Annotated in this window: 24 protein-coding genes, 2 tRNA genes and 1 other RNA gene; 11 read left to right on the top strand and 16 right to left on the bottom strand. The window is 34.2% G+C overall.

All coding sequences use genetic code 11. The features are described 5' to 3' along the window. Positions 1-134 precede the first annotated feature (134 nt). Positions 135-2,459 carry a carbamoyltransferase HypF gene (gene hypF, locus QZZ11_RS08760; RefSeq protein WP_292475392.1) on the bottom strand — a complete coding sequence of 775 codons (2,325 nt, stop codon included), beginning with the start codon at positions 2,457-2,459 and terminating at the stop codon, positions 135-137. A 126-nt stretch (positions 2,460-2,585) separates the two neighbouring features. Here hypF and larB point away from each other — a divergent pair, with 126 nt between their 5' ends. Continuing rightward, complete coding sequence (larB, locus tag QZZ11_RS08755) at positions 2,586-3,365, top strand: nickel pincer cofactor biosynthesis protein LarB (protein ID WP_292475389.1); 780 nt, start codon at positions 2,586-2,588, stop codon at positions 3,363-3,365. 14 nt (positions 3,366-3,379) lie between these two features. Beyond that, positions 3,380-3,628: a pro-sigmaK processing inhibitor BofA family protein gene (locus tag QZZ11_RS08750; RefSeq protein ID WP_292475387.1), complete on the top strand. Its 249-nt coding sequence runs from the start codon at positions 3,380-3,382 to the stop codon at positions 3,626-3,628. A gap of 4 nt (positions 3,629-3,632) precedes the next feature. Here QZZ11_RS08750 and QZZ11_RS08745 read toward each other — a convergent pair whose 3' ends face one another. From QZZ11_RS08745 to QZZ11_RS08735, 3 genes are all read right to left on the bottom strand, one after another. Next, entirely contained in the window at positions 3,633-5,093 is a 1,461-nt protein-coding gene (locus tag QZZ11_RS08745) for an NAD(P)H-hydrate dehydratase (protein ID WP_292475385.1), read from the bottom strand. Positions 5,094-5,103: 10 nt separating this feature from the next. Then, positions 5,104-5,982, bottom strand: a complete 879-nt coding sequence (gene fhcD, locus QZZ11_RS08740) for a formylmethanofuran--tetrahydromethanopterin N-formyltransferase (RefSeq protein WP_292475383.1) — start codon at positions 5,980-5,982, stop codon at positions 5,104-5,106. 153 nt (positions 5,983-6,135) lie between these two features. Beyond that, positions 6,136-7,152 carry a UPF0104 family protein gene (locus QZZ11_RS08735; protein WP_292475380.1) on the bottom strand — a complete coding sequence of 339 codons (1,017 nt, stop codon included), beginning with the start codon at positions 7,150-7,152 and terminating at the stop codon, positions 6,136-6,138. 140 nt (positions 7,153-7,292) lie between these two features. Between QZZ11_RS08735 and QZZ11_RS08730 the strand changes: the two genes are divergently transcribed. Next, positions 7,293-8,057 carry a TrkA family potassium uptake protein gene (locus QZZ11_RS08730; protein WP_292475379.1) on the top strand — a complete coding sequence of 255 codons (765 nt, stop codon included), beginning with the start codon at positions 7,293-7,295 and terminating at the stop codon, positions 8,055-8,057. A 17-nt stretch (positions 8,058-8,074) separates the two neighbouring features. Here the strand turns inward: QZZ11_RS08730 and QZZ11_RS08725 are convergent, their stop codons facing one another. Beyond that, positions 8,075-8,707: an MBL fold metallo-hydrolase gene (locus QZZ11_RS08725; RefSeq protein WP_292475376.1), complete on the bottom strand. Its 633-nt coding sequence runs from the start codon at positions 8,705-8,707 to the stop codon at positions 8,075-8,077. 4 nt (positions 8,708-8,711) lie between these two features. Then, on the bottom strand, positions 8,712-9,284 hold the full coding sequence (locus QZZ11_RS08720) for a GNAT family N-acetyltransferase (RefSeq protein ID WP_292475375.1): 573 nt from the start codon (positions 9,282-9,284) through the stop codon (positions 8,712-8,714). 120 nt (positions 9,285-9,404) lie between these two features. On the opposite strand from QZZ11_RS08720, the gene QZZ11_RS08715 reads away from it, so the two are divergent. Both QZZ11_RS08715 and QZZ11_RS08710 read left to right on the top strand, forming a co-directional pair. Further along, on the top strand, positions 9,405-11,198 hold the full coding sequence (locus QZZ11_RS08715; protein WP_292475373.1) for a DNA-directed DNA polymerase: 1,794 nt from the start codon (positions 9,405-9,407) through the stop codon (positions 11,196-11,198). A gap of 65 nt (positions 11,199-11,263) precedes the next feature. Then, the gene (locus QZZ11_RS08710; protein WP_292475371.1) at positions 11,264-11,644 is read left to right on the top strand and encodes a hypothetical protein; all 381 of its coding nucleotides are present in this window, start codon (positions 11,264-11,266) and stop codon (positions 11,642-11,644) included. A 46-nt stretch (positions 11,645-11,690) separates the two neighbouring features. Here QZZ11_RS08710 and QZZ11_RS08705 read toward each other — a convergent pair whose 3' ends face one another. The 3 genes from QZZ11_RS08705 to QZZ11_RS08695 form a co-directional block, all read right to left on the bottom strand. Continuing rightward, positions 11,691-12,182, bottom strand: a complete 492-nt coding sequence (locus QZZ11_RS08705) for an MGMT family protein (RefSeq protein WP_292475369.1) — start codon at positions 12,180-12,182, stop codon at positions 11,691-11,693. A gap of 246 nt (positions 12,183-12,428) precedes the next feature. Then, a tRNA-Trp gene (locus QZZ11_RS08700) sits at positions 12,429-12,571 on the bottom strand. Between the two features lie 102 nt (positions 12,572-12,673). After that, positions 12,674-13,885 carry a bifunctional 5,6,7,8-tetrahydromethanopterin hydro-lyase/3-hexulose-6-phosphate synthase gene (locus tag QZZ11_RS08695; RefSeq protein ID WP_292475368.1) on the bottom strand — a complete coding sequence of 404 codons (1,212 nt, stop codon included), beginning with the start codon at positions 13,883-13,885 and terminating at the stop codon, positions 12,674-12,676. 194 nt (positions 13,886-14,079) lie between these two features. Here QZZ11_RS08695 and QZZ11_RS08690 point away from each other — a divergent pair, with 194 nt between their 5' ends. Beyond that, positions 14,080-14,736, top strand: coding sequence for a PHP domain-containing protein (locus QZZ11_RS08690; RefSeq protein ID WP_292475366.1), 657 nt, complete (start codon positions 14,080-14,082; stop codon positions 14,734-14,736). On the opposite strand, the gene QZZ11_RS08685 is transcribed toward QZZ11_RS08690, so the two are convergent. The 5 genes from QZZ11_RS08685 to QZZ11_RS08665 all read right to left on the bottom strand — a co-directional run bounded on the left by QZZ11_RS08685 (position 14,733) and on the right by QZZ11_RS08665 (position 19,281). Then, the gene (locus QZZ11_RS08685) at positions 14,733-15,104 is read right to left on the bottom strand and encodes a hypothetical protein (RefSeq protein ID WP_292475364.1); all 372 of its coding nucleotides are present in this window, start codon (positions 15,102-15,104) and stop codon (positions 14,733-14,735) included. The two genes, QZZ11_RS08690 and QZZ11_RS08685, sit on opposite strands and share 4 nt — an antisense overlap. Next, positions 15,097-16,437, bottom strand: coding sequence for an AIR synthase-related protein (locus tag QZZ11_RS08680; protein ID WP_292475362.1), 1,341 nt, complete (start codon positions 16,435-16,437; stop codon positions 15,097-15,099). Before QZZ11_RS08680 ends, QZZ11_RS08685 begins: the two co-directional genes overlap by 8 nt. An 87-nt stretch (positions 16,438-16,524) precedes the next feature. Then, positions 16,525-17,133, bottom strand: a complete 609-nt coding sequence (hisH, locus tag QZZ11_RS08675) for an imidazole glycerol phosphate synthase subunit HisH (protein WP_292475408.1) — start codon at positions 17,131-17,133, stop codon at positions 16,525-16,527. A 45-nt stretch (positions 17,134-17,178) separates the two neighbouring features. Beyond that, positions 17,179-18,204 carry a sugar phosphate nucleotidyltransferase gene (locus QZZ11_RS08670; RefSeq protein ID WP_292475360.1) on the bottom strand — a complete coding sequence of 342 codons (1,026 nt, stop codon included), beginning with the start codon at positions 18,202-18,204 and terminating at the stop codon, positions 17,179-17,181. A gap of 99 nt (positions 18,205-18,303) precedes the next feature. Further along, positions 18,304-19,281 carry a M24 family metallopeptidase gene (locus QZZ11_RS08665; RefSeq protein ID WP_292475359.1) on the bottom strand — a complete coding sequence of 326 codons (978 nt, stop codon included), beginning with the start codon at positions 19,279-19,281 and terminating at the stop codon, positions 18,304-18,306. Positions 19,282-19,412: 131 nt separating this feature from the next. Between QZZ11_RS08665 and QZZ11_RS08660 the strand changes: the two genes are divergently transcribed. The 3 genes from QZZ11_RS08660 to QZZ11_RS08650 all read left to right on the top strand — a co-directional run bounded on the left by QZZ11_RS08660 (position 19,413) and on the right by QZZ11_RS08650 (position 22,189). Then, positions 19,413-19,487: transfer RNA gene (locus QZZ11_RS08660), tRNA-Met, on the top strand. Between the two features lie 28 nt (positions 19,488-19,515). After that, an RNA gene (gene rnpB / locus QZZ11_RS08655) (RNase P RNA component) lies at positions 19,516-19,807 on the top strand. A gap of 237 nt (positions 19,808-20,044) precedes the next feature. Beyond that, positions 20,045-22,189: a hypothetical protein gene (locus tag QZZ11_RS08650; protein ID WP_292475357.1), complete on the top strand. Its 2,145-nt coding sequence runs from the start codon at positions 20,045-20,047 to the stop codon at positions 22,187-22,189. 110 nt (positions 22,190-22,299) lie between these two features. Here the strand turns inward: QZZ11_RS08650 and QZZ11_RS08645 are convergent, their stop codons facing one another. Together QZZ11_RS08645 and QZZ11_RS08640 are read right to left on the bottom strand one after the other, a co-directional pair. Then, positions 22,300-22,767 (bottom strand): hypothetical protein, encoded by a 468-nt coding sequence (locus QZZ11_RS08645; protein WP_292475356.1) that lies wholly within the window; start codon positions 22,765-22,767, stop codon positions 22,300-22,302. An 11-nt stretch (positions 22,768-22,778) separates the two neighbouring features. After that, positions 22,779-23,189, bottom strand: coding sequence for a hypothetical protein (locus QZZ11_RS08640; RefSeq protein WP_292475354.1), 411 nt, complete (start codon positions 23,187-23,189; stop codon positions 22,779-22,781). Positions 23,190-23,401: 212 nt separating this feature from the next. Between QZZ11_RS08640 and purE the strand changes: the two genes are divergently transcribed. Then, positions 23,402-24,406, top strand: coding sequence for a 5-(carboxyamino)imidazole ribonucleotide mutase (gene purE, locus QZZ11_RS08635; RefSeq protein ID WP_292475353.1), 1,005 nt, complete (start codon positions 23,402-23,404; stop codon positions 24,404-24,406). Positions 24,407-24,429: 23 nt separating this feature from the next. After that, positions 24,430-25,701 (top strand): UbiD family decarboxylase, encoded by a 1,272-nt coding sequence (locus QZZ11_RS08630; RefSeq protein ID WP_292475406.1) that lies wholly within the window; start codon positions 24,430-24,432, stop codon positions 25,699-25,701. The last annotated feature ends 43 nt before the right edge of the window (positions 25,702-25,744 follow it).

Below are 25,744 nucleotides of genomic sequence, written 5' to 3'. Positions count from 1 at the left end.
TAATCTTATTTTAATAAATTATTTGTTTTTCATTAATAATTATCCGATTATACCTAATTCAAGGTATAAATAAAAAAACAGATATTTTCATAACTTTAAAATCAATAAAAAAAGAGTAATAATGAAACTCCCTTTTACTGATTTAAATTCTTTTGCCATCCGACAATTGCACATTGTCCCATGGATACGCTTCCATCTCCGGCACAAGTTTGTTCATGCTGTACAAAGGTATATCCTTCCAATGTTACCAAATTTTTTACTACACTGGAAATGAATTCATTATAAAATACCCCTCCAGTTACTCCTATTACATCAGTATTATATGAATTTGCAACAGATATTGCCAATTCAGCTAATTTTTCAGCCAATGCTCTTTGAGATGCAACCGCAATTTCTTCCCTTAAAACTCCCGCTTCTATTAAGTCAAGAACATCCAATACCAGATCACTGGTATCAATTATAATCCTACCGTCAGTTTTTTTAGAAGGCAGTATCATGTCCAGCATGTCAAATCCTTCTCTGGCAGCGGATTCCAGTTTCATTGAACATTCCCCTTCATATCCTCGATTTTTACTAATTCCCAACAGCACACTTATACTATCAAGTACTCTTCCCATACTACTTGTATAAGCTGTATTGAAGTTATTTTCAAGTTGTTTTAAAGTCATGTCAACTTCTTTTTCACCATATTTGAAATAGGATGAATACTTGTTTTTCATTAAACTTCTAAGTTCTTCAGTATCCATTGCATCATAGAGTATACCCATTGCCATTCTTATAGGATATTTTGTACTTAAATCTCCACCAGGCATTGGTTGTAATTCAAGTCCTCCATGGTTAACATACTGGCCTGTGTTATTCAAGTATAATACTTCTCCTCCCCATATGTTTCCATCTTCACCATATCCAACACCATCTGCTGCTATTACAACCATTTCATCCAGATTATGTTCTGCCATTAAACTTGCAGCATGTGCATGGTGATGTTGAACCTGTATCAATTCGGCATCGTGTTCGACGCTTAACTCTTTTGCTAATTTTGTAGTATTGAATTCCGGATGCATATCAGCCGCTATATAATCCAATGAATCACATCTTGTTAGCTTAAGCAGATGTTTAATTGCATCTTCCATAAATTCCAGTGTCTGAAACTTGGATGTGTTTCCGATGTGCTGTGATGGATAACATTTTCCTTCCTTAAGAACTGAAAATGTAACGTCCAATTCAGGTCCTACAGCCAGGATATTGTCTTTGGTGTTTATTTTGGAAAAATCAAATGGTTTTGGAACATAACCACGGGACCTTCTGATAAAACCAGGCAATCCATTCCTATATCTGATTACACTGTCATCACACCTATTAAGTATTGTTCTATCATGCAACAGGTAATAATCGGCAATTCCATCCAACTTTGTGACTATTTCTTCATTATCTATTAACATAGGATTGCCGGGCATATTGGCCGATGTCATAACATATGCGGGTTCAATAGTATATTTGAACAATAGATGATGTAATCCAGTATATGGTAACATTACCCCCTGATTATGTAAACCAGGTGAAAGATTATCGGACAGACAATAGTCCTCTGATTTGTTCAATACAACAATTGGTCTTGCAACGGATTCCATTGTCTTTCTTTCATCCTCACTAAAATCAACAAATAAATTTGCTGTTTCAACATCAGGTGTCATGCATGCAAAGGGCTGTGTTTTTCTTCCCAGTCTTTCACGTAATTTATCTATTGCATCATCAGTTGATGTTTTACATACAAGGTGTGTTCCACCGATACCCTTTATTGCAAGAATATTCCCTTCATCTATCAGTCTGCTAGCATCCCTTATGGGATCCCTGGAAGGAATTTCTCCACCGTCATACAGGTATACTCTAGGTCCACAGTCTGGACAACATGTGGCTTCTGCATGATATCTTCTGTTTAATGGGTCATTGTATTCATTTTCACAGTAAGAACATAATGGAAAATCATCCATGGTGGTGTTTTTTCTATCATAGGGCACTTCATCGATTAAGGTAAATCTTGGTCCACAGTTGGTACATGCTGTAAATGGATAATAGTAATGCTGATCTTCGGTATTTAATATTTCATCCAGACATTCATCACAAATACTCATATCAGGAGGTATTACTGCCGAACCGGATATTTTATTACTGCTGTCTATTATAGTAAAATCAGAGTATCTGTTTTCATCTGTTACCTCTGACTGAATTTCTACTTTAATATTATTGATTTCTGAACGGACCGGTTTATGTTCCTGTAATTCATCAACAAAGAGGTTTATGTCATCCAAACTTCCCTGTAAAACTATTTCAACAATATTCCCCATATTCCGTACATAACCATTCAATTGCATTACCTTTGCTAAACGGTATACTGTTGGCCTAAAACCTACTCCCTGTACTATTCCATCCACTAATAAGTATGCATTATATTCTTTCATGTTTTTCCCATTATCATTTAATATGATAGTTTATATCTTTTAAAATATTAAAATAGATAGGTTTAAATAGAATTACATACTATGAAAAAATAGAATAAATTTTATTCTTTTAAAAGAAGGAATTGTATGAGAGATATTTTAAAAAAATTAATTGAGGGCGAAATTTCTATTGATGAAGCGGAAAATCAAATTAAGCTTAGCCACGTTCAGGAACTTGGTGAAAATGTTAAATTTGATAGTTCCAGGGAAAATAGAATAGGAATTCCCGAAGCTGTTTATGCACGAGGAAAAACTGATGATGACCTGCTAAACATTATCAATAATATTGATTCTGTCAATAATTTAATGATAACAAAACTTAATGAAGATAGATTTAATGACATCAAACAATACATTAACAATGATGTACTCAAAAATTCAAACTATTCCAAAATAGCATCCATATTAACTATCAATAATAGAGAAATAAAAAAATCCAAAGGAAAAGTGGGAATTATAACTGCAGGAACAGCTGATGTCCCCATAGCAGAAGAATCCAGAATAACATTAGAACAGGCAGGTTATAATGTTGTAAAAACATATGATGTGGGTGTAGCGGGAATTCACAGACTGATAGATAAAATATCATATTTGTTAGATGAAAAAGTGGATGTAATTATCACCCTTGCAGGTATGGAAGGAGCACTGCCATCAGTCGTTGCAGGTATTGTTGACATGCCTGTAATAGCAGTGCCTACTTCAACCGGTTATGGAGTGGGAGAAAAAGGTTTCATAGCACTTTTTTCAATGCTTCAATCATGTGCACCGGGTATTGCAACAATGAACATTGATAACGGTTACGGTGCAGGAGTATATGCTATAACCATACTCAAACAAATAGAAAAACGAGTAAATGAAGGATTTTAAGGGGAGGTGAAAATATGATCATGGAAATAATATTCTTAATAGTACTGATTGCTATCGGAGTACTTGCTTTCAGATTCATTTTAGATATAAGCAGTACACTAGTTAAAATTGCCGTACACTTTTTATTCGGATGGATTTTACTTACAATAGCAAACATTTTACCTGGAATAAATGTCCCAATAAACATTATTACACTTGCAATCTCAGGATTTGGAGGAGTGATGGGTACAATATTATTAGCAATATTCTACCTTATATTCTAATCCCCTACAACTTTTTTAAAATATCTTTTATTCTATAATTAAATCCCTTTTCTTCAAGAACCTTATCTGCAGTCTGTCCTAAAATAAATGAAGACAAGTAAGCTGCCTCAAATAAAGTATTTTTTGTAGCTAAGGCCACGGCTATTCCGGCAAGCAAGTCACCCGTACCACCAATAGTCATTCCCTGATTACCTGTTCTGTTTAACTTATAATCATCACGGGAAGTGATTACATCAATAACTCCTTTTAGTAAAATCTGACAGTTATACTCCTCTGACAGCTTCCTCAACAATTCTATTTTATCTTCAAGTTTATCCGGAACCTCTTCATCAAAGAGCTGTTTAAATTCGTATGCATGAGGAGTCACCAGAACATTTTCCGTTAACATGTCCGGAGATATTAATTTTAATGCATCGGCATCAATTACCAATGGTTTTTTGGTTGTGGAAATTATTTCATTAAACAGGTCAGATGTTTCTTCCATCAATCCGGAACCGGAACCTATCAAAATTGCATCCACCCTTTTTTCCAGATCCAAAAATGCATCATATGCATCCATAGACAACACTTTACCCGGAACGCTTCTAACAATGAATTCAGGATTATACTCTTTAATAATATCTGCCGAAGATTCAGGAGCTATAATAAACACAAGATCTATTCCCTGTGACAATGCAGCTTCTGCAGCAAATATAACCGCCCCTATATAATCCGGATTTGATCCGATTATTAAAACAGAACCGTTATCTCCCTTATGGGAACATTTATCCGGAAGTCCTATTTTTAACAGATCTCCCTGCCCCACATATTCCTCAGATACTCTTGGTATTCCTATATCCAATACGGTAATTTTTCCGACATAACTCTGTTGTGCCTTTTCCAATCCCGTTTTCATCTTATGCAAAGTCAGGGTTTCATGGGCAACTACGCTTTTATCCATTACCGCACCGTTTTCCGGATTCATACCTGAAGGCACGTCCACTGATATAACTATTGCCGGCGAATAATTTATCGTATCTATGGCACTTGATATTGGTTCTCTGAGTTTACCATTTACTCCCGTTCCAAGTATTGCATCGACAATTATATCCGAATTATCCGGAGCCACCTGGGATGAATCCGTTATTACTGACAATCGAAGATTTTTATCTGTCTGATCAATAACACTGATTGATTCAAAGTTTAAACGGGAATCCCCGTTTTTAATATTTTCAGGTTTTGACAGTAGGAATAAACGTACTTTATAGCCGTGATTTAGTAAATGTCTTGCTATTACAAATCCATCACCACCATTTCCACCAGTTCCTGAGTATATTGACACTTTTTTCTTTTCAGGGTAGTTGCTGACAATATAATCCGAAATTTTTGAACCCGCATTTTCCATCAGTACAATGGTTGGAATGTGATTGTATTCCGTGTTTTTGTCTGTTGCCCTCATTTCAATTGGTGTAAGTACGTCTTTCATGTTTTCACCCTTATTCTATTAAATTTATCTTATATTTTCCCAAGTTTCCACCATAATTTCCTGCAGATATCCTGATTACTCCAGGAATTGTTTTGATTGCTTTGATAGCCTCCTGTGTAGCTTTTTTGACGGCGCTTTCAGTTAATCCATCAAAAACAATTTCATATACACCTTCAGCATCTTCAGGTAATTTGGAGTCTACGACATCCTTTAATGTTGGACAATATTCCTCATTTGTGGTAGCGTGCATAAATTTGTATTTTTTTGATCCCACTTTTGAACCGGATGCAACTATTCCTCCCGGAAATGGCATGATAACTCCTTCCACTTCACGGATAGCATTGACTGCTGCTTCTGCTGCAACCAGTGCAGATGCTTGTGTTTTAGCCATTATAAACAGGTTTCCTCCAGCTACTGCATCCACAATTCCAAAGTTTTCTTCAATAAGAAAATCTCCACTCATTACCGGAATTTTATACATATCCCTATCATATAATTCCACTTTTTCCTGATAACCGTCTGCAAAAAATGCCAGTTTGAATCCTAAATTATCCTGAACCTCACTATCCGGCAGTAAATTAAATACTGATGTGGTTGCTGCCGTTAGTACACACTGCCCTATTCTTTCCAGGAGCTGTTGTTTAACCTTCTCCGTTTTATTCTGACATATTATTATGGAATATCCCGGCCTTCCGTCAGGTGTCTTTTCCGGCGGAACGTAAGAGTTTATACCGGCTTCTGCAGGACAGCCTATGAAAGATGTTGCAAATCCCGTTGCTTCTGTTGCTGCTATAAGCGCTAACTTTTTTGTTGCTGCGGTAATTAATAAATATGCAGCTTTTGTGCTGAATGCTTCCGCATAAGTATCTTCAATAATTGGTGAATTCATAATCAATAATCTCCCATTAACTAAAAAAAATAACGATTTTAAATCTTCGTTTTAACTATAATAATTATCTATAGTCAAATAGTGATTTAAATTTAACTTAAATAAGTTTTAAATCTTAATTTCTTAAAAATAAAAAAAAATAGTTGAAGAGCATCAACCACTATCAATATAGTCCAATACTCCGGCTCCAAAGAACGGCAGCAATATTAATCCTATGATAATTACCATCCATAATGATATCATACGTTCTATCAGTGTAGCTGCTGTACTGATTGATGTAGTTATTCCTGCAAGTGAATATAATAGAATCATTCCTCCGTCAATGGAACCCAGTCCTCCAGGAAGTATAGGTATTATTCCAATTAAAGTTGAAACCAGGAATACCGCTGCTATCATACCGAGAGATACTTGGACCCCAAATGCCAGGAAAACAACATATACCCTTGTCAGTTCCAAAAACCATACAAGGAATGAAATTACGGTAGCTATTACCAATAATTTATGATCATCCATAAGGTACAATAAACTACTTTGGAAACCTACCAAAGAAGTTGTTGCAGTGTCTTCATACTTATCCAGATTTCTTGAAGTAAGTTTTCTTAATTGTCTAAAGACCCATTGAATAGTATTAATACCGAATGATTCATTTATACAGACAAATACTATGAATACCAATGCAACTATAAATATAACCAGTGAAATCATCAGTAATGAAAACAGTGCCGTGCTCAAATGCATATATAGCATCAGATAGGATATTGCAAATATTGCCAGTACAATAAACGGAAATGTATCACATAACTTGTCTGCCATAACTGTTGCAAATGTTTTTTTAAAATCCGCCGATGAACTTTTACTTAATAAATAAGCTCTTACCGGTTCTCCTCCACTACGACCGCTAGGTGTCAAATCGTTTATGGCCAGACCTACAATTGTCATGGCAAATAAGGACAATTTATTATGGGGAATATCCAATGAATCACAGATAATACTCCACCTAATATTCCATAACCAAATAATGACAAACTGAATAATTATTGCCAGAATTACATAGTAAATATTGGCTGTTTTTAATGCTTCAAATATCTGACCGGGACCTACAAACATGATCATAGCCAGCAAAACAATAATACCAACCGCCAGTAATACTACAACTTTTTTATAATCCATGTTCTTCACAAACCAAATTTTATTAGATAATTAATATACAATGTGTTAATATTTGATTTTATTATTTTATATTTATTTTTAAAAATTATATATATTAAATTACATAATATCAGTATTAGAAGTTTTAGGATAAAATTACCATGTTTAATAAGAGCGATAATAAGTTGATTGATGATATTGTAACAAATCTGGAGGACGGCAGCATACCTGAAGATGAAGTTGAAAAAAAGCCGTCCGATGTAATTATTGTTGGTGGAGGAAGAGTTGGCGTTCATCTTATTGAAAAACTTAACTGTCCCCGTTACAATATTACTCTTATTGACGACAATAGTGAAAATCTGGAGGCTCTTGAGGAAAAATATGATGATATCAGATTCATCATAGGTAATGCTACAGAAAAAAAGACTCTTGAAAAAGCGGGCATTGACACGGCAGACATTATTGTTGCAGCAACCAGTGTTGACGAAATTAACCTGTTAATAGGAATTACTGCCCAAAAATATAATTTAAAAAAGATTATTGCCCGAACAACCGATCCATCCCATATTAAAATGTTCCGTAAACTGGGAGTATCCGAAGTGGTTAGTCCCGAACTTGCAGCATGTAGTGACATTGAAAAGATGATTATTCCACAGAACATTTCCGAAATAACCGTTACCGGCAAGGGAGATTTTGAACTTATTGACATCAGCGTAAAAGCCAACAGGGTTGTCGGAAAATGCGTGTGTGATATCAGTCCGAATAAAAACTTCATCATAGTTCTCTGTCATAAGAAAAATGAAACGTATATTGCACAGAACAACATTATTTTAGAAAAGGATGATATTGTTAGCGTATTGGTAAGAACAAAATATATCAAGAAGACAAGAAAGTTTTTCACCAAAAACAACCTGCTTCCTATTTAAAAAAAGGGTTTGGGAGTTTATAATCTGGATGCTATCATTACGGCCAATGCTATCTGTTCAGGAACCTGTGAAATTGCATATGGTCCGTGACCTGAGAATAGCTGTACCGCATCCAATTCTGATATTTTAAGAATGGATTCCCTCATCTGTTCAGTATTTCCGGTGGGTAAATCAGTTCTTCCAAAGTTACCTCCGGAAAATACCGTGTCCCCACTTATTAAACTTTTTCCGTTAAACAAACAGATTCCTCCGCGTGTATGTCCCGGCGTATGTACCACTTCATAACCTTCGACCGTATCCCCCTCATTGAGTTCCTTAATGTCCAGGTCGGGTACTTCCATTCCGAATGATGCTGCTACCGTTGCATCGGCATCCTTTTCCTTTACTGTCTGTAAATCCAGAGGATGCATATATATTTCATAGCCGTATTCATCCTGTAACTGTTTATCGGCGCCCATATGATCAAAATGACAGTGAGTGTTAACTATTTTTTTAATGTCTGTCATCTCCAATCCTGCGGCCTTAATTTCATCTTTCAGGTAATCAATATTTTCTCCGCTTCCAGGGTCTATTAAGGTTTCTCCAATAATGTAAGAATTTGAATCCCTGCCTTTTCCCATTATAATTATAATATCATCTACTTTATCCATATTATCACCTTTCCAGTTTGTATTCTAATCTGTAATATCCGGGTACATTTCCCATAAATCTTTTAAAGATTTTGTTCTGTTTTTTAAATCCCAGTTTATTGAAAAAATTTAAAAGATAATCCTTTCCATATTCAACATCCAAAACAACGCTGTCTGCATTGTACTGGCGTGCCTTCTGTATGGATTTTTTTATCAGCCTTGTGCCATGACCCTTATTTCTATATTCTTCTAAAACATACAACTCATTTATAATATAATCATCCTTCATCAGATTAAATTTAAATCTGTTAAATAATCTATTCGCAAGCATTAACGGTATTGAAAAATCTTCAGTATCCTTAAGTGCCATAAATGTTGAATTGTGAGGTATCTGATCCGGTTTATAGGAAATTACAAATCCCTCTATCTTCCGGGGATCTTCATCATAGATTACCGTAATAAAAAATCCATGATATTCGTTAACATATTCGCTGTTAATTAATTTTATAATGGCATCCGTTGCCTTGTTTTTATCATCGAATAACGCGTCAAATACTTTTTTATTATTGGAGTAAATTCCTTCGGCAATTACATCCATATTGTCGTTTTTATATAATTTTCTAAAAGAGGTCATTTAATCACGTTTAGAAGTAATTAAATAATATTTTATTTTTAAAGATATAAAATTTTTAATATTTTGTTTTACAAATTTAATCCTATGCAGACAAAGACAATTCTTCTAAACGATATTGATTATATTACCCGTAATGACAAACCTGTAATCAGACTATTTGGAACCGATCCTGAAAGCAACCAGAACATCATAGCATATGACAATTCATTTGTTCCTTACATGTATGTTCTTGCCTATGATCTTGATGAATGTTTGAACCAGCTTCGCGAATTGGGTTTGGATAATCTTGAACTTGAAAATAAAATTGACATAGGCGTTGAAAAGGAATTTATTAAAATAATTCTCAAACATCCCCAGGAAGTTCCAAAAATCAGGGACAGCATCCGTGACCTGAGTGAAGTAAAGGAAATCAGGGAATACGATATTCCATTCTATAGAAGATACCTTATTGACAAGCAGATTACGCCCAGAAATATCATTAAATTGAATGGTCACATAATTGAAAGGGACATCTATGGCGACATAAATATTGATGAAAACGTTCTCCTGTTTAAGATGGAAGAAGAACCAGTCGATACGGGCAAGACAATCACCAGAAACAAAATATTAAGCTTTGACATTGAGGTGTACAATGCGGAGGGTATGCCCGATGCAGAAAGTGATCCGATTATAATGATGAGCCTAAGCGGAAATTATGGGTTTAACAGGGTTCTGTCTACTAAAAAATCAGAAAAGGAATTTGTTGAAACTTTAGATTCGGAAGAAGAAATGTTAAAGCGCTTTGTTGAAATCATTAAAGAGGAAAATCCTGATTTGCTTGTGGGCTACAATTCCGATAACTTTGACCTGCCATACATTAAAAAACGGGCCGACGTTCTTAAGGTCAAATTAAATCTGGGAATAGACAACTCCTCAATAAAGTTTATGAAAAGAGGATTTAACAATGCGGGAATCATAAAGGGAAGAGTTCACGTTGATTTATACCTGCTTATCAGACAGTATATGCGTCTGGAACGTTATACCCTGGAGAGAGTTTATGAGGAAATGTTTGATGAAGAAAAGATAGACGTTCCCGGAGATAAAATATACCAGTACTGGGATTCGGATGATGAAAGGCTGGAGGAACTCTTTGATTATTCCATGGACGATGCTGTGAGCACGACCAAAATCGGTGACAAGATTACTCCCCTGACCATTGCCCAAAGCAGACTTGTAGGCCAGCCCCTATTTGATATTGCCCGTATGACAACGGGACAGATGATTGAATGGTATCTTATGCTGAAGGCCTATGAAAAAAACAACATAGTTCCAAACAAGCCGTCGGCAAACGAATACAATGAAAGGAGAATGTCCAAGAAAAATGAGGGAGGATACGTCAAGGAACCTGAAAAGGGATTGTTTGAACATATTGCATACCTTGACTTCAAAAGCCTGTATCCTACTATAATCATCGCCCAGAACATATCCCCGGATACCTTTACAACGGGTGAAGGACTTGACGAGGACGATTATTACGTCTGTCCGGAAAACGGTTACAAATTCCTTAAGCAACCCAAGGGATTTATTCCATCCATTATTGGAAACATTCTGGATGAACGTCAGAAAATCAAAAAATTAATGAAGGAAGAAAAAGTTCCCGAACAGAAAAAAGCGTATGACTTTGAACAGCAGGGACTTAAAAGATTGGCAAATTCCATGTACGGTGTATACGGATATTCAAGGTTCAGATGGTATAAAAAAGAATGTGGAGCTGCAATTACCGCATGGGGAAGGGAATATATTCAAAATGCCATGAAAAAATCTGAAAAATATGGTTTTAAACCTATTTATGCCGATACCGATGGTTTCTATGCAACATATATCGGTGAGCTGAAATAAACTAAAATAATAATATAGAATATCAACATATAATTATATAATCAAGACAAACAGGAAAAATAAATATGAAACTTACTCCTTTACAGATGGTGGTTATACTTGTTATCTTAGCAGGAATAGCTTACGGAACCTATTGGGCTACGGTAGATCAAATGCCCGACATAACGGGTGTTGTCGTGGGAAACACAACAAGTAGTTCCAATATAACAAACAACAGCATCGGTACTGTTTATGTACAAGACGAAACAAACACTACAAACACTTCAGTGATAATTACAAAAAACACCAAGATTTACAGGGAAAGCAGTGACAACAAGCAGCTGGAAAGTAACATGCGTGACTTGAAGAAGGGCAGTAAAATTGAAGTCCATACGATTGGAGATGCTACAAACACCATTCCTCCGCAGATTGTCGCAGAAAGGATTCTTATTAAAAAAACAAAATAACCCCCCAAAATTATTATTATTTTTAAAAAAAAGTTAAAAAAAGTTTTTAAATGGATTTGAAATTTGGATCTTCAGGATATCTGAATTGTTTGGAAACTATTCCGTTTTTAATTGTTATTCCCTCTTTTTCCAATATGAACTGCTTATAATATCCCTCGGCATTTCCGGCATATCCTCCAACAGTCCAATCCGAACGTACAGTTCTGTGACATGGAATAACCAGGGGAAAGAGATTATTTGATAAAACGTTTGCAACGGGTCTGGCACTTTTAGGTTTACCTATCATTTCTGCCAATTTTTTATATGATGTTACCTTACCGAAGGGTACTTCGCTTTGTTTGATAAGAACCTTTTTTTGAAAATCTGTTAAATCAGAAAAATCGAATTTGCTGATATCAAAACTGACTTCTTTTCCAAGAATCACGTTCTTTATATCGGACATCAGCTGAAATATTTCCTTATCGGGATGTTTTTCTTCAACCACGCCATGAAATGCTATTTTACCATAATTTTGTTTCTTTGTAACTATGTCCGGCAATACAACCTGTTTTAATATTTTTGTATTATCGTCCCATATAATACCTATTTCCCCTATTAAAGAGTAGAAACTTAGAAATTTAAGTGAACCTAAATTTAAAACCCCCTATTTTATCATTAAATAAATAAAAGATATTAAATAATATATTTGAAGTAAAATATAAAAGTTCCTTAACAAATAATACAAAAAATAAAAAAAGTATTAAAAAACATTGATAAAAAAAGTGAAAAATTCCTATTAATAAAATGGGGTCACTGGGATTTGAACCCAGATCCTAGGATTTCTCTTGTCTCAGCACTCCAATTGATCATCATCGTTATGCCTCAGTGTGCGCACTTTCTTCAAAGACAACTGGAGTCCCAGATGATGCCTGGTTACACTATAACCCCAATCATGTAAAAAATGCTAAGACCAACCTTAGGATATAATACTATATATTAAAACAGGTTATATATAAATTTTTTTATAAAAAAAACAGATGAAAAAATCATCTAAATTTTTTCATCCTCATCAAGAGCAACCCTCATGGTATCGGAATCCTGAGGCATGTATCTTAAGAAATCATCTGCAGCCCTTCTTACATCGGAAGAACCTATGATGTAACGACCTGCAATAATAATATCGGCACCGTTACCTAATGCAGTGTTAACTTTTTCAGGAGTAACTCCACCGGCAACAGCAATTAAACCTCTTTCTCCTAACTTGGACTTAATGTCCATAATGTTACCCCATTCTGATTGCTGTTCATTATCATTGTCACTCATGGTTTCAGAGTCAATGTTTCTGTGTAACAATACAATATTAGGTTTTAATTTAAGTTGTTCAAGTTTAGCAGGAATATCCTTAACATTCATCATGTCAAGAATGGAATAAACACCCTGTTTTGTACATTCATGAATAGCTTTCTCAATAGATTCATTAGTACCTAAACCGGAAATAGCAACGGCATCAGCAGTTTCATCTGCTGCCATTTTAACTTCTACCCTTCCAACATCTAATGTTTTTAAATCAGCGATAATAAAAGCACCAGGTCTTTCCTCCCTGATTTTACTAATAATTTCTACACCAAATTTTTTCACAAGAGGAGTACCTGCTTCAATCAATATTCTTTCACGTTTAGGTAAATCTCTTATAATACTACGCATCTTATCTTCATTATCAAGATCCAATGCAACCTGTAAATAAGGTGGGTTCCATAATTTCATAGCCTTGAATCCCATAATTGGGTGTGTTCCCCTGTCTTTTTCAGCTAAAACTTTGTCAACTGAAGGATACTTATCAAATGCACGTTTAATTGCAAGTTTTGTAGCCCCATAATTATACTGATAAATTTTACGGAAATCCTCAGCAGAAGGATCAATAAAGACATTAACCATTAAAACAATGTCTTCAACCATATCTCTAGGTATAATTTCTTCTTCAACCGCATCAGCAACAGCTCTAGCAACAGCAGTTTGAGCAGGACCGAAAATTTTACTGGCATCTCCCAAATTCTGAACAGTTACTTTAGGTATAATAAGTGTTGCAGGTTTTGTAGGTAAGTTAGGTCTAACAACAGACAACAAAGGAGTGTGTCCAACAGACATATTACCCATATTAGTTGCAAATGCTGTTCCTACAGGACCATTCTTATCCCCAATAATTAAATCAATATGAGCGAGTTCTGGCCCATTACCAATTAAAGCTTCTCCTATTTCATACATAAGTTAATCTCCATTATATTTTTAAAAATGACCCATTGTAGATCATTAGATATTGGATTTATAAATATTAATATTATAATATAATATATGTAATTTTTAAATAATATAATTGACTATTGAAAAGGAAGACTAAAAAAAATATAATAACAAAAACTACAAAGATAATAATAATTCATAATATAAGAGGGCAAAAAATGATAATAGACACCCACATCCACAGCCAATATTCAAAGGACTCAATAACTCCTTTAAAAGATATAATAAAATACAGCCAAAAAATCGGACTAAACGCAATAGCAATAACAGACCATGACGAAATAGAAGGAACATGGGCAATAAGAAAAATGGAACATGAAGGGCTGATACTCATACCCGGCGAAGAAGTAAGCAGCACACAGGGACACATCGTAGCACTGGGAATAACAGACTACATAAAACCGCTCCAGACACCGGCAGAAACAATAGACCAGATACACGACAATGCAGGAATAGCCATCGCAGCACACCCCTACTGCTACTACAGAAGCGGACTGGGAGACATAGTAAGACAGCTGGACGTGGATGCAATGGAAACAAAAAATTCACGATTCATACTCGGAATATCAAACTACCTTGCAAAACAGGTATCGGAAAAAAACAGAATCCCGGAAATAGGAGCAAGTGACGCACACTTCGTAAAAGGAATAGGACGCTGCTACACCGAAGTGCCGGACTGCGACAACGTGGACGACATACTAAAAAACATAAAAAAAGGAAACACAAAAGCCCACGGAGAACGCACCCCAATGAACCTGATAATAAAGGAAGTCATAAGAAAAAAAGGAAGAAAAACAAAAGCAAAAACAGACTAAACATATAAAGTCAGTTCATACTCATGACCGCCAACTATTTTTCTAGCAGAAAAGGCGTTAACATAACCCCCCGACTTCCCATTAACCAAAACATTACCCGAAGTCAAATCCCTGAGCACAAAGGACTCCCCAGACAAGACATCACGGACAACATCACGGGCCGCCGAATCATCACCAAGAGCGGATAAAAGATTTTCACCATGAAAATCAATAGAACTCAGCAATAAAAGCCTCTCCAGAGCAGGATTAGACTCCATAGAAGAATCATCCTCCCCTTCAAGAACAAAAACCACGCCAAGCAATACAACAAAAAGAATTAAAAAAGCCAGAATGGCATCATACAACAAAAACTGTCCACCACTATTCATACCTATTCCTAATCCACCTCACAATCTCATCCTTTTTAGAAATAATTTCACGTGTAACCCTGTCAATTTCAGCGGCACCCTCATCAAAATCAACCGAATCCAACGAATCAACAACCTTCTTAACCGGAGTGTAAGCTGCCTCCCTAAACTTGGGAACCAGAACGTTAACCTCGCCATCGGCAGACTCAATGGTAGTCACGCCGCTATCATTAACAACACCGATAACATCAACCCTAATATTGGACTCCGTCAGCGAATCAACAATGACATCCACAAGATTAGCGGGAGCAATAACCATCAAAGAATCAATGGAAACACCCAATGGATCAATGTCCAGCTTTTTAAACATATCATAAACCCTCGGATTAATAAGATCAACAATCCTCTTTTCATACAAATGAATACCCAAACCCGTAGTCTTATTAATCTCATTGGCATCCCCATTGATTCCGCCATTGGTAATATCGGTCATTGCATGAATGCCATCAATAGAATTTAAAATACGGGACGCCTTAATAAACTGAACATTCAATGTCTCGTCAATAACCTCCGGAAAATTATTATAAATTGCAGTAGTAGTAACCGTACCGCCACCGGAACCCTCAGTCATCAGAATAACATCCCCCGCAACAGCCTCGCTTCTGGCAGTTGGAACAACGGATGAAGTACCGACGGCACCAACTGCACCCACCAGCCTATCACCCAAAACCATGTCACCGCCGACACGAAGAGTACTGCCCGAAACCAGAGGAACACCCGTCAACTCACTGACGGCACAGATACCTGCAGTAAAATCCAGAATCTTGGCAACATCACCATCATCGGCCAAATGAATATCACTAATAAGACTAACAGGTGTGGCACCCATCACACAAACATCACGAAGAGTAGCCCTGGCAGTATGAAAACCGGCCAGAAAAGGATAATCACCCAGACGGGAATGAATACCGTCAATGGCAGTGGTGACATAACGTGAATCCTCATCAATCTCAACAACACCACCATCATCCTGGGCAGTAGGATTAACAACAGAATTAACATCCGAATTCCTGATTATTTCAGCAATCTTACTGTGAACAAAAAAGTCACCCTTCCCCCTGGAACCAACACCAAACTCGCCCATATGAATGTTGGATTTGGGATAAGATAAAAACCTGCTCTCATCAAGAGAAGAAACAACACTAACCTCATCAAATACGGCCCTGGAAAGTTTAACAGAATCAGAAACACTGATATCCTTATAAAATCTGATAATGGAACTAAGCTTCTCAACAATTTCATCCTCGGACTCAGACTCACCAATACACTTTTTCACATAACTTTCAATATCCATAACAACCACCAGTAATACAAATAATTAAAAAAGTATGAATAAATATATATCATACACAATTAATAAAAATATCCCCAAAAAAAACAATCAGATCAAATCAACAAAATTACTTAAAATACCAAGACCGACCTTACCGCTCTTCTCAGGATGAAACTGAAGCGCAAACAAATTATCCCTACCCACAGCAACCGGAACATCCATCCCATAATCACAATAAGCAGTCACAAAATCCCTACAGACAGGATCCACATAATAAGAATGAACAAAATACATGTACTTATTATCAGCACCCTCAAGAATACTGACATTATTCAGGGAAGTATCATTAACCCTAATCTGATTCCATCCCATATGAGGAATCTTAAAAGAACTATCCAAATCAAAACGCTTACAGGAACCCTCAAAAAAGCCCAAACCATTAACGCCCGGAGTCTCCTCACTGGACTCAAACAACAACTGCAAACCCAGACAAATACCGAGCAAAGGCTTACCGCAATCAACATGACCTGCAATAACATCAACAAAACCGGACAAATTACTCATGGCAACCCCAAAAGCACCGACACCAGGAATAACAAGAGCATCAGCATCAGCCAAAACAGCAGTATCCGAAGACACAACTACATCCTCACCAATACGCTTAAACGCATTATAAATACTGCGTAAATTACCACTACCATAATCAACAATAACAATATCACTAATAATAACACAACCTAAAAAAAATAGAAAAAAAAAGAATTATCTGTTACCAGACGGAGTTTGAGAATCATAATAATCCTTAATACGGACAGTATCATCTAAATCAGGAGTAGAAACCTCATGTAAAACAGTATTCTCAATAGCAACAATAGTATGAGGAGTATTAGGCTCAATCCTGACAGTATCCTTAGCACCAAAATATTCCTTGGAATCCTCAAATTCTATGTAACCCTTACCGCTGACAATATACATAGTCTCATCCTTATTAGGATGATAATGGAAACTGGTCTGATAACCCTCCTTAATAAACAACTCCTTAGTCAAATACTTCTCAGTATAAATAAGAACCTTCTCATAACCCCAAGGCTTATCTTCCCTATTCTCATACTCTTCCTGAACCTGCTGCAACTCCTTACTAGTATCAACAGCCATCCAGAAAAGACCATTTTCCTTATAATAACCTAACTTCTTATCCTTAGCAAGTTCAGGGAAAATAGTTTTCTCAATATCGCCCGTCTTATAATTACCAAAATCGAGCTTACCCTTAGAAAAGTAAATACCACCATTAATATAATAGTCAAGCAAAGGTTTTTCCTTAAAGGAAACTATCTTGTCACCACTAAGCTCAACAATACCATAAGGAGACATCATCTGAGTAACGAAAATAGAAAAATCAAACGGAGACTTTTCACCATCCTCAACCATCTTCTTAATACTCAAATCAGCGACAACATCACCATTACGGATAACACACTGAACACCATCATCCATAGCTTCCATACCTAAACGAATAGCATTAAGAGTACCAAGAGGCTGTTCTTCACGAACATACTCAATTTCAACGCCCATATAACAATTACCATAGCGTTCTTCAATCTTTTCTCCTAAAAATCCAGTTAAAAGAATTACTTTTGAAATACCTGCACTTTTAAAGTCAAATAACTGCTTATCCAAAATAGTATAATCTTCCTTAAGTTCAACTAATGGTTTAGGAACAGTTTCAGTAACAGGTCTAAGTCTCTTACCAAAACCACCACATAAAATCATACCTACTGTTTCATTCATTCGAATCACGTTAATCCTTTTTATATATATAAAATAACAATTTCAACTTAATTAAATCTATAAACTTTATAATAAATAAAGATTCTTAAAAAATAAAAATTATAAAGTTGTAACCTTACAACCATCCTTTTCAACAATAATAGTATGTTCAGTTTGAGCAACCATACCATCCGTCTTCTCCTTCAAAGCATTATACGGATAAATAGAACGGGAAGTAATTAAAGGACGCATAGCCCTATTTAAAGAATGTTCATCATAACCTTCCAACAAATGTCTCTGAGCAAAAGGGAAATAAGTAAAATCCTCACGAATTCTCTTCAACAACTTAGTAGCATCAGGCTGCCTCAAAGGACGAGTCCTCAAATAGGAATAAATATAATGACTAGGAATATCATTCACCATACCAACACCATTAGTAGCAAACGGTTCAATAGCAACATGGTCCCCCTCCTTAAGTACAACAGAACTTTTCTCAGGATAATTAGGAATAGACAAACCAGCATGCAAATTATATTGCTCCAAACTATGACCACTTAAATTAACAATAGGATTATAACCCTTACTATTCATAGTCTCCTGAACAACACGGCCAATCTCCTCTAAACTAACGCCATCCTTAATAATACTTATAACATTTTCCAAAGCACTGCTTGAAGCATCAATAATAGCACGTCTTTCCTCTATTTCATCTTCAGAAACAATAGGATTACCATCATCAAGACGTCCAGGCATTTTCAAAGGATTACCATCATCATCAACAAGATCAGCATTATCCCCTTCAATAATCACAGTAACAGCAGTATCTGATACATAACCATCAACTTCCGCACCCAAATCAATTTTAACAATATCCCCTTCACAAAATACTGTATCATCACCAGGTGGAGAAGTATAATGAGCTGCAATTTGATTTATTGAAACATTACACGGAAAAGAGAGGCCTGCACCAGTACTCTTAATCTCTGATTCAATCCAATCAATCAAATCAATAACTTTCATACCTGCAGTAGCTTTTTTAGCTGCTTGTTTACGAACTTTAGCTGCTATTTTCCCAGCTTTCTCATATTTTTCCAACATATTATATCACTAATTAATTATATTAATTTAACAAACTTATATAATTAAACAAATTATAATAGATAACTTTATATATAAGTTATGACTTAAATAATTATAGCTCTACAACAGAGTTAATTATTTTTACATATAGCGGGGTGGGGTAGTCTGGTGATCCCGCGGGGCTCATAACCCCGAGAGCCCTAGTTCAAATCTAGGCCCCGCTATTAATTTATTTAATCATTATTAATTTTGGTAAGCTAAAGCACAGTTTACGGTATATTTTTTACTGAGGAAATTCCACACACCATATTGAAGCATGATGCTCTTCATTGGCATACACCGAGAGGTGTGACCCTGTCATAGAAACGATACGATAGGCTATAACAAAGCGATAATAGATGATACAATTAGGTTGATTAGCTTGACTTTAGTAATCGATGAAACGAACAATCCATGTGGTGCAAAAGTAAACATGTCTTAGACAAAGGTGACTTGCATAGATAAATACTGTGATAAAACATGAAGTGGATTACTCTTAGCATACCATATTAAAAATATAATTTTTTTGAATATTCTCATAATATCTATTTTTATTATTACTTAAATTACAATCCCTAAAAATCATTTTCTAAGTTGATTTTATGACTATATTATATTAATCTCTTTTTGAGTAAAATAATCAATAAAATGATGAAAATAAAATTATTTATATATTACTTTATATAAACAAAATCATTCATTTATGAATATTTTTGTAATAAAAATTGAAAGGGAGGTAAAAATGAGATTTAATAAAAAACATGCTTTCATTTTAATTGCTTTGTTTTTAATCGGTACTTCAATTACATGTACTTTTGCTACAGATATTAATTCTAATGGTACAGATATTGGTATTCCTAGTTCAGAACAAAGTATTAGTGATACTTCAAATTTTAATATTAATATAGATACTATTGAAGATACTTCTGTTATGGAAGATGTAAGTATTTCTGGTGCTTTAACTGATGAAAATAGTGTTCCCATTAGAAATTCCGAAGTAAATATTGTTGCAGAGGGAATAGCATATGGTGACAATGAAAGTACAAATTATATTAATACCAATGTAAAAACAAACCATGAAGGTCGTTACAGTTTTAATTATAAACCCAACACAGGTGGTTCATTAAATATTACTGTTAGTTATCATAATGATTCTGCATCAACTTCAACATATATCATACCAAAATCTACTAATGTTAATATGAATTGTTCAAAAACTATAACTGTTGGAGAAAGTTTTAACCTTACAGGTAGATTAACTGATTGTGAAGGCAATATCCTCAGATATACCAGCGTAGGCGTTTTATTAAGAGGAACCGCTTATGGTGATAAGAATTATGAAAATTTCAGTAAGACATACTGTCGTACTGATAATGATGGTTTCTATTCTTATATGTTAACTCCAGAATTTGCGGGCAGATATGATATTTGTGTTTATTATCCGGGTTATCATTATTATAGGTTTAATCGTACTGATAAGTCTGTTTTAGTTTATCCTCATAAAACTATAGTAAATGTTGATGATAATAATCTCGACATATATTATGGAGAAAATATTAGCTTTACCGGTACTCTTACCGATGGTAATGGTAATCCATTAAGATATACGGGAGTTGGAGTTTTAACTGATAATAAAACTTACATTAGAACTGATGTTAATGGGCATTTCAATTATACTTATGTTCCTTCTGAAGTAGGAATTAAAGATTTGTTATTCTATTATCCGGGTTATCATAATTATGCTTACTCTGATTCATCTTATATTTCTGTTAATGTTCATTCTAAAGATCCAGTTGTAACTATCGATCCAATTTTTAGTTGTCATGAAGGCGCTAATGTTACTGTTAGTGGTTCTTTCATATCAGATACTGGTAAACCTTTAGGTAGCAGGAATGTTGAGATAGTTATGGAATATTATGATGAGAATGAGGATGGTTTAAGATATAATAAAACTATTGAAACCAGCACTGATTCTGATGGATTATTTTCAACTGATGATAACGAGATTTTCCATAATTTAGCTGTCGGAGCATATACTATTAATGTTATTTGTTATGAAAATGATTTTAATAATCCCTGCCAGGAAAGCACATTCTTTTATGTCAATCCAACTGAGGATGATATTATTATAACTGACATTTTCCAACAGGACAGTTTTTATAAAAAAGATGGTTTGATTACCCTTAAAGGATATGTTTCTGTTAGTGATGAAAGTAGAAAGTATATTAATTCAAAGGATTATTCACTCAAATTAGTTGTGATTCCTGAAGTAAAAAAGTTTCCTGATGAGAAAATTACCTTTTCACCTTTATCATATACTCCGCCAGAAGAGTTCACTTTTGTTATAGCTCATGAAGATCTTTATACATTTAAAACTAACAACGTTCATTTACTTCACTTATCTTACGAATTATCTAATGGTATGACTATCAACAGCAGTGAGATTAAGTTAAAAACCATTACTACTGATAATAATACTGTTATTGATGAGTACTCATTATTTGAACATGAATTAATTTTAGATGTGTATAATGTAAATGAAGATGAATATGGTTATGCTAACTCTGTAGATATTTCTGGTTCAATTTTATCCAGTTATGATTTAACTGATAAATTTGTTAAATTAGACATTTATAATGAAAAACCAGATAAATCAACAAATACTCCTATAAAAACTATTTATCCACAGTTAGCTGAGGATGGTAGTTTTGTTTATAACTTCGATAAAGTAGAACTTCTTAAATATTCTAAAAAGAATGTTGAACAAGAAAGTCTTTACATAGTTGGGGAGTATAAGCAGAATAATCTAAAGTATGATGACAACTTAGTAATTAACTATGGAATAGTTGACAATAATATTAAAATACTTAGTAGTCAGTCTTATTGACCAGAGTAATTAATGTAAAAAAAATTTATTTAGAAGTATTAGTTTACTTCCTTGTTTTTTATTTTTAATAATTGTTTAAAATATTAATTAAAAAAAGTTATAATGAAAAACTATTTTTTAATACTTTTAAGTTCTTCATCAATTCTATTTACACGTTCTTCTAAATCAGAAACCCGTGTATCATTTGTTTCTTTGTATGAATTCAATTCTAGTTCAAGATTTTCATATTTTTCTAATACGCTGTCCAAATCTTTGTGAGTAGCAAGATCCCAATCTTCAATTACCTGTTCACTTTGTTCATCAATAAATTGGGTTATTTTTTTAGACATTATGTCCGTTTTGGAGACATGTTCCTCTTCATCATCCTGAACTCTGTCTTTGAATTTGTCACTAAAGTTGTTTACTCTTCCTGTTATGTTAGTTATATATTCTTCTTGGCTTACTCGACTAGAAAAACCTGAAGCATGTTCATGAATATTTTGATAAACTGGATTATTTGTAGATTCTAAATAGTAGTATAATAAGATCAATATAGCTACAACTAATATAATTATTGCTAAAGTGGTAGCAGGTTCCATTTAATCAACTCCTATTTATTCAATATATCATTGAGTTCTTTTTCTTTTTTATCTAGTTCATTAGATAATTTTAATAATTTTACCAATTCGTTTTTTGCTTCTAATTGTTCAACTCTTTCATTGACTTGAGTACTTAACAAACCTACTTTTGCTGTGATTTCAGATGTGTTTGTTCTAATTTCTTTTAGTTTGTTTTGATCTTCTTCTGATAAGTCTGCTAAGTTTTCTTTTCTTTGTTTACTTTCTAAATCTTTTTCTACTAATTCAATTTTTTTAAGTTCTGCTTGTTTTTCTAGTAGTATTATGTCATTTTTAGATACTGTGCTTTTACGCCATTCAATTGCTATTGTTATTACTGCTATTAAAAATATTACTGCTAGTATTAGTAAGAATATTTGATCTCCAGTAAAAATCATGTCCATGATTATCATCTCTATAAATTTCTTATAAAAGTACTATGTTTATTATAAATAATATCTTTTATTATTTTATTGCTTTAATTATAATTTTAAGTATTGTTTTGAAAATATTATTTATTTACAATTAATTAAATAGGAATAAAAACACAATATTATATAATAATTAATCTTACACAATATAGAAAGGGGGCATAATCATAAGTCAAACTAAAGTAATGATTTTATTGGGTAGTGCATCTGATTATAAAGTTGCACAAAAAGCTGTAAATGTCTTTGAAGAAATGAATATTAACTATGATTTACGTGTTGCTTCAGCTCATAGAACTTCTGAACGTTTAAAGGAAATTATTAAGAATGAAACTGAAGGTGTTGAAGTAATTATCACTATTGCTGGATTAGCTGCACATTTACCAGGTGTAACTGCTTCACTTACTACTAAACCTGTTATAGCAGTTCCTGTTGATGTTAAATTAGGTGGTATTGATTCTTTGTTATCTTCTACCGAAATGCAATTAGGAACTCCTGTTGCCACTATGGGTATTGATAGGGGAGATAATGCTGCTTGGTTAGCTTGTCAGATTATTGCATGTAATGATGAGAATTTGAAGAATGTTCTTAAAGAGAAACGTTTTGCTTATAATGCTAAGATTCAAAAATCTGAAGAGGAACTTATTGAGAAAATTGCTGGAAAGAATTATAGAAGAACTGAACGTTCTGTTGTAGAAGCTGAGGAGGTTAATTCTTCTTTAAAATTGAATCCGGATACTAAGGTTTTGATTATTTCTGGTAATTATTCCAACATGGAGGTTGTCAGGAGAATTATTCAAACTTTGGATACTTTAAAAATTAAAAGTGAGTATAAAGTTATTTCTGCTACCAGAAGTCCTGAGAAATTAGAAAGTTTTATCAAGGATATTGATGATGATGTTGACATGTATGTTGCAGTTTCCAGTTTATCCACTATTTTAACTGGTGTTATTGTTTCTCATACGACTAAGCCGGTGATTGGTGTTCCTTGTACTACCAGATTGTTCGGTATTGATTCTCTTCTTAGTATGATTGAGATGCCGCCGGGTGTACCGACTGCTACCATGGGATTGGACGCTGGTGAAAATGCTGCTTTGTTTGTTGGTAGAATTTTTGCTATTTATGATGAGAATATTAGAAATGAACTTGTTAAATTTATGAAGACATTGCATAGAAATGTTTATTATGATTAAAGGTGAATATTATGTCCCGTTTAATTGAGGAAATTGATGATGATATTATTGAAATCACTGAGGAAGTATCTACTGAATATGAAATTACTTCAATTTTAAAAAAGCATCCTCATGATACTTTGATTTTTACTAATGTTAAAGATTCTGAAATGAATATTATTTCAGGTATCTGCAATACCCGAGACAAAATTGCTAAGTCAATAGGTACCAGTGTGGATAAGATTACTGAAAATATTATTAATGCTACCAACAATCCTACCAGCATTGAAAATATTAAAAATTTTGATGAAGTCTATCCTAATAATGAATATGCTGATTTAAGTAAACTCCCTATTTTAAAGCATTATCCAAAGGATAAGGGCAAATACATTACAGCAGGTATTGTTATTGCTAAAGATCCGGATACCGGTTTAACTAATGCTTCCATTCATAGAATGTTAGTTCATTCTGATGATGAATTAGGTATTAGGATTGTTCCTAGACATTTATATACTTATTATAAGAGGGCTGAAGAGTTGAATCAGGAACTGGAGGTTGCAATTGCTATCGGTTTAAGTCCTTCCACTTTACTTGCAAGTACCACAAGCATATCCATAAGTGAAAATGAATTGGAGGTTGCTAATACTTTCAAAGATGGTGATTTGACTTTAGTTAAATGTGAAACTGTGGATATTGAAGCTCCCGAATGTGAAATATTACTTGAAGGTAAGATTTTACCTAATAAAAGAAAAAGTGAAGGTCCGTTTGTTGATTTGACTGATACTTATGATAAGATTAGGGATGAACCGGTTATTTCCTTAACCAGAATGCATTATAAGGATAATCCGTATTATCATGCTATCCTTCCTGCAGGTAATGAGCATAAACTGTTACAGGGTTTACCTCAGGAACCTCGTATTTATAACAGCGTAAAAAATACTTTGCCTACTGTCCAAAATGTTGTCTTGACGGAAGGAGGTTGTTGTTGGTTACATGCTGTAGTATCTATTAAAAAACAAACCGAAGGTGATGCCAAGAATGTTATGATGGCTGCTTTATCTGCGCATCCTTCTTTGAAACATTGTGTCATTGTTGATGAGGATATTAATATTTTTGATCCTGTTGATGTTGAGTATGCTGTTGCTACTCGTGTAAAAGGTGATGATGATATTTTCATTATTCCTAAAGCCAGAGGTTCTTCTTTAGATCCTGTTGCTGAAATTGATGGTACTACCACCAAGGTTGGTGTGGATGCTACAAAATCTTTCCATAATATTGATGATTATGAAAGGGTAAGTTTTACTCTTGATGATTAAAAATAGTTAAAAAAATCTAGTGTATTTGCAAATTTTTACACTT

Origin of the sequence: Methanosphaera sp. (assembly GCF_016282985.1) — an archaeon.
GTDB lineage: Archaea > Methanobacteriota > Methanobacteria > Methanobacteriales > Methanobacteriaceae > Methanosphaera.
Note: the sequence above shows the minus strand (reverse complement) of the source record. Positions and strands in the feature narration are given on the sequence as shown.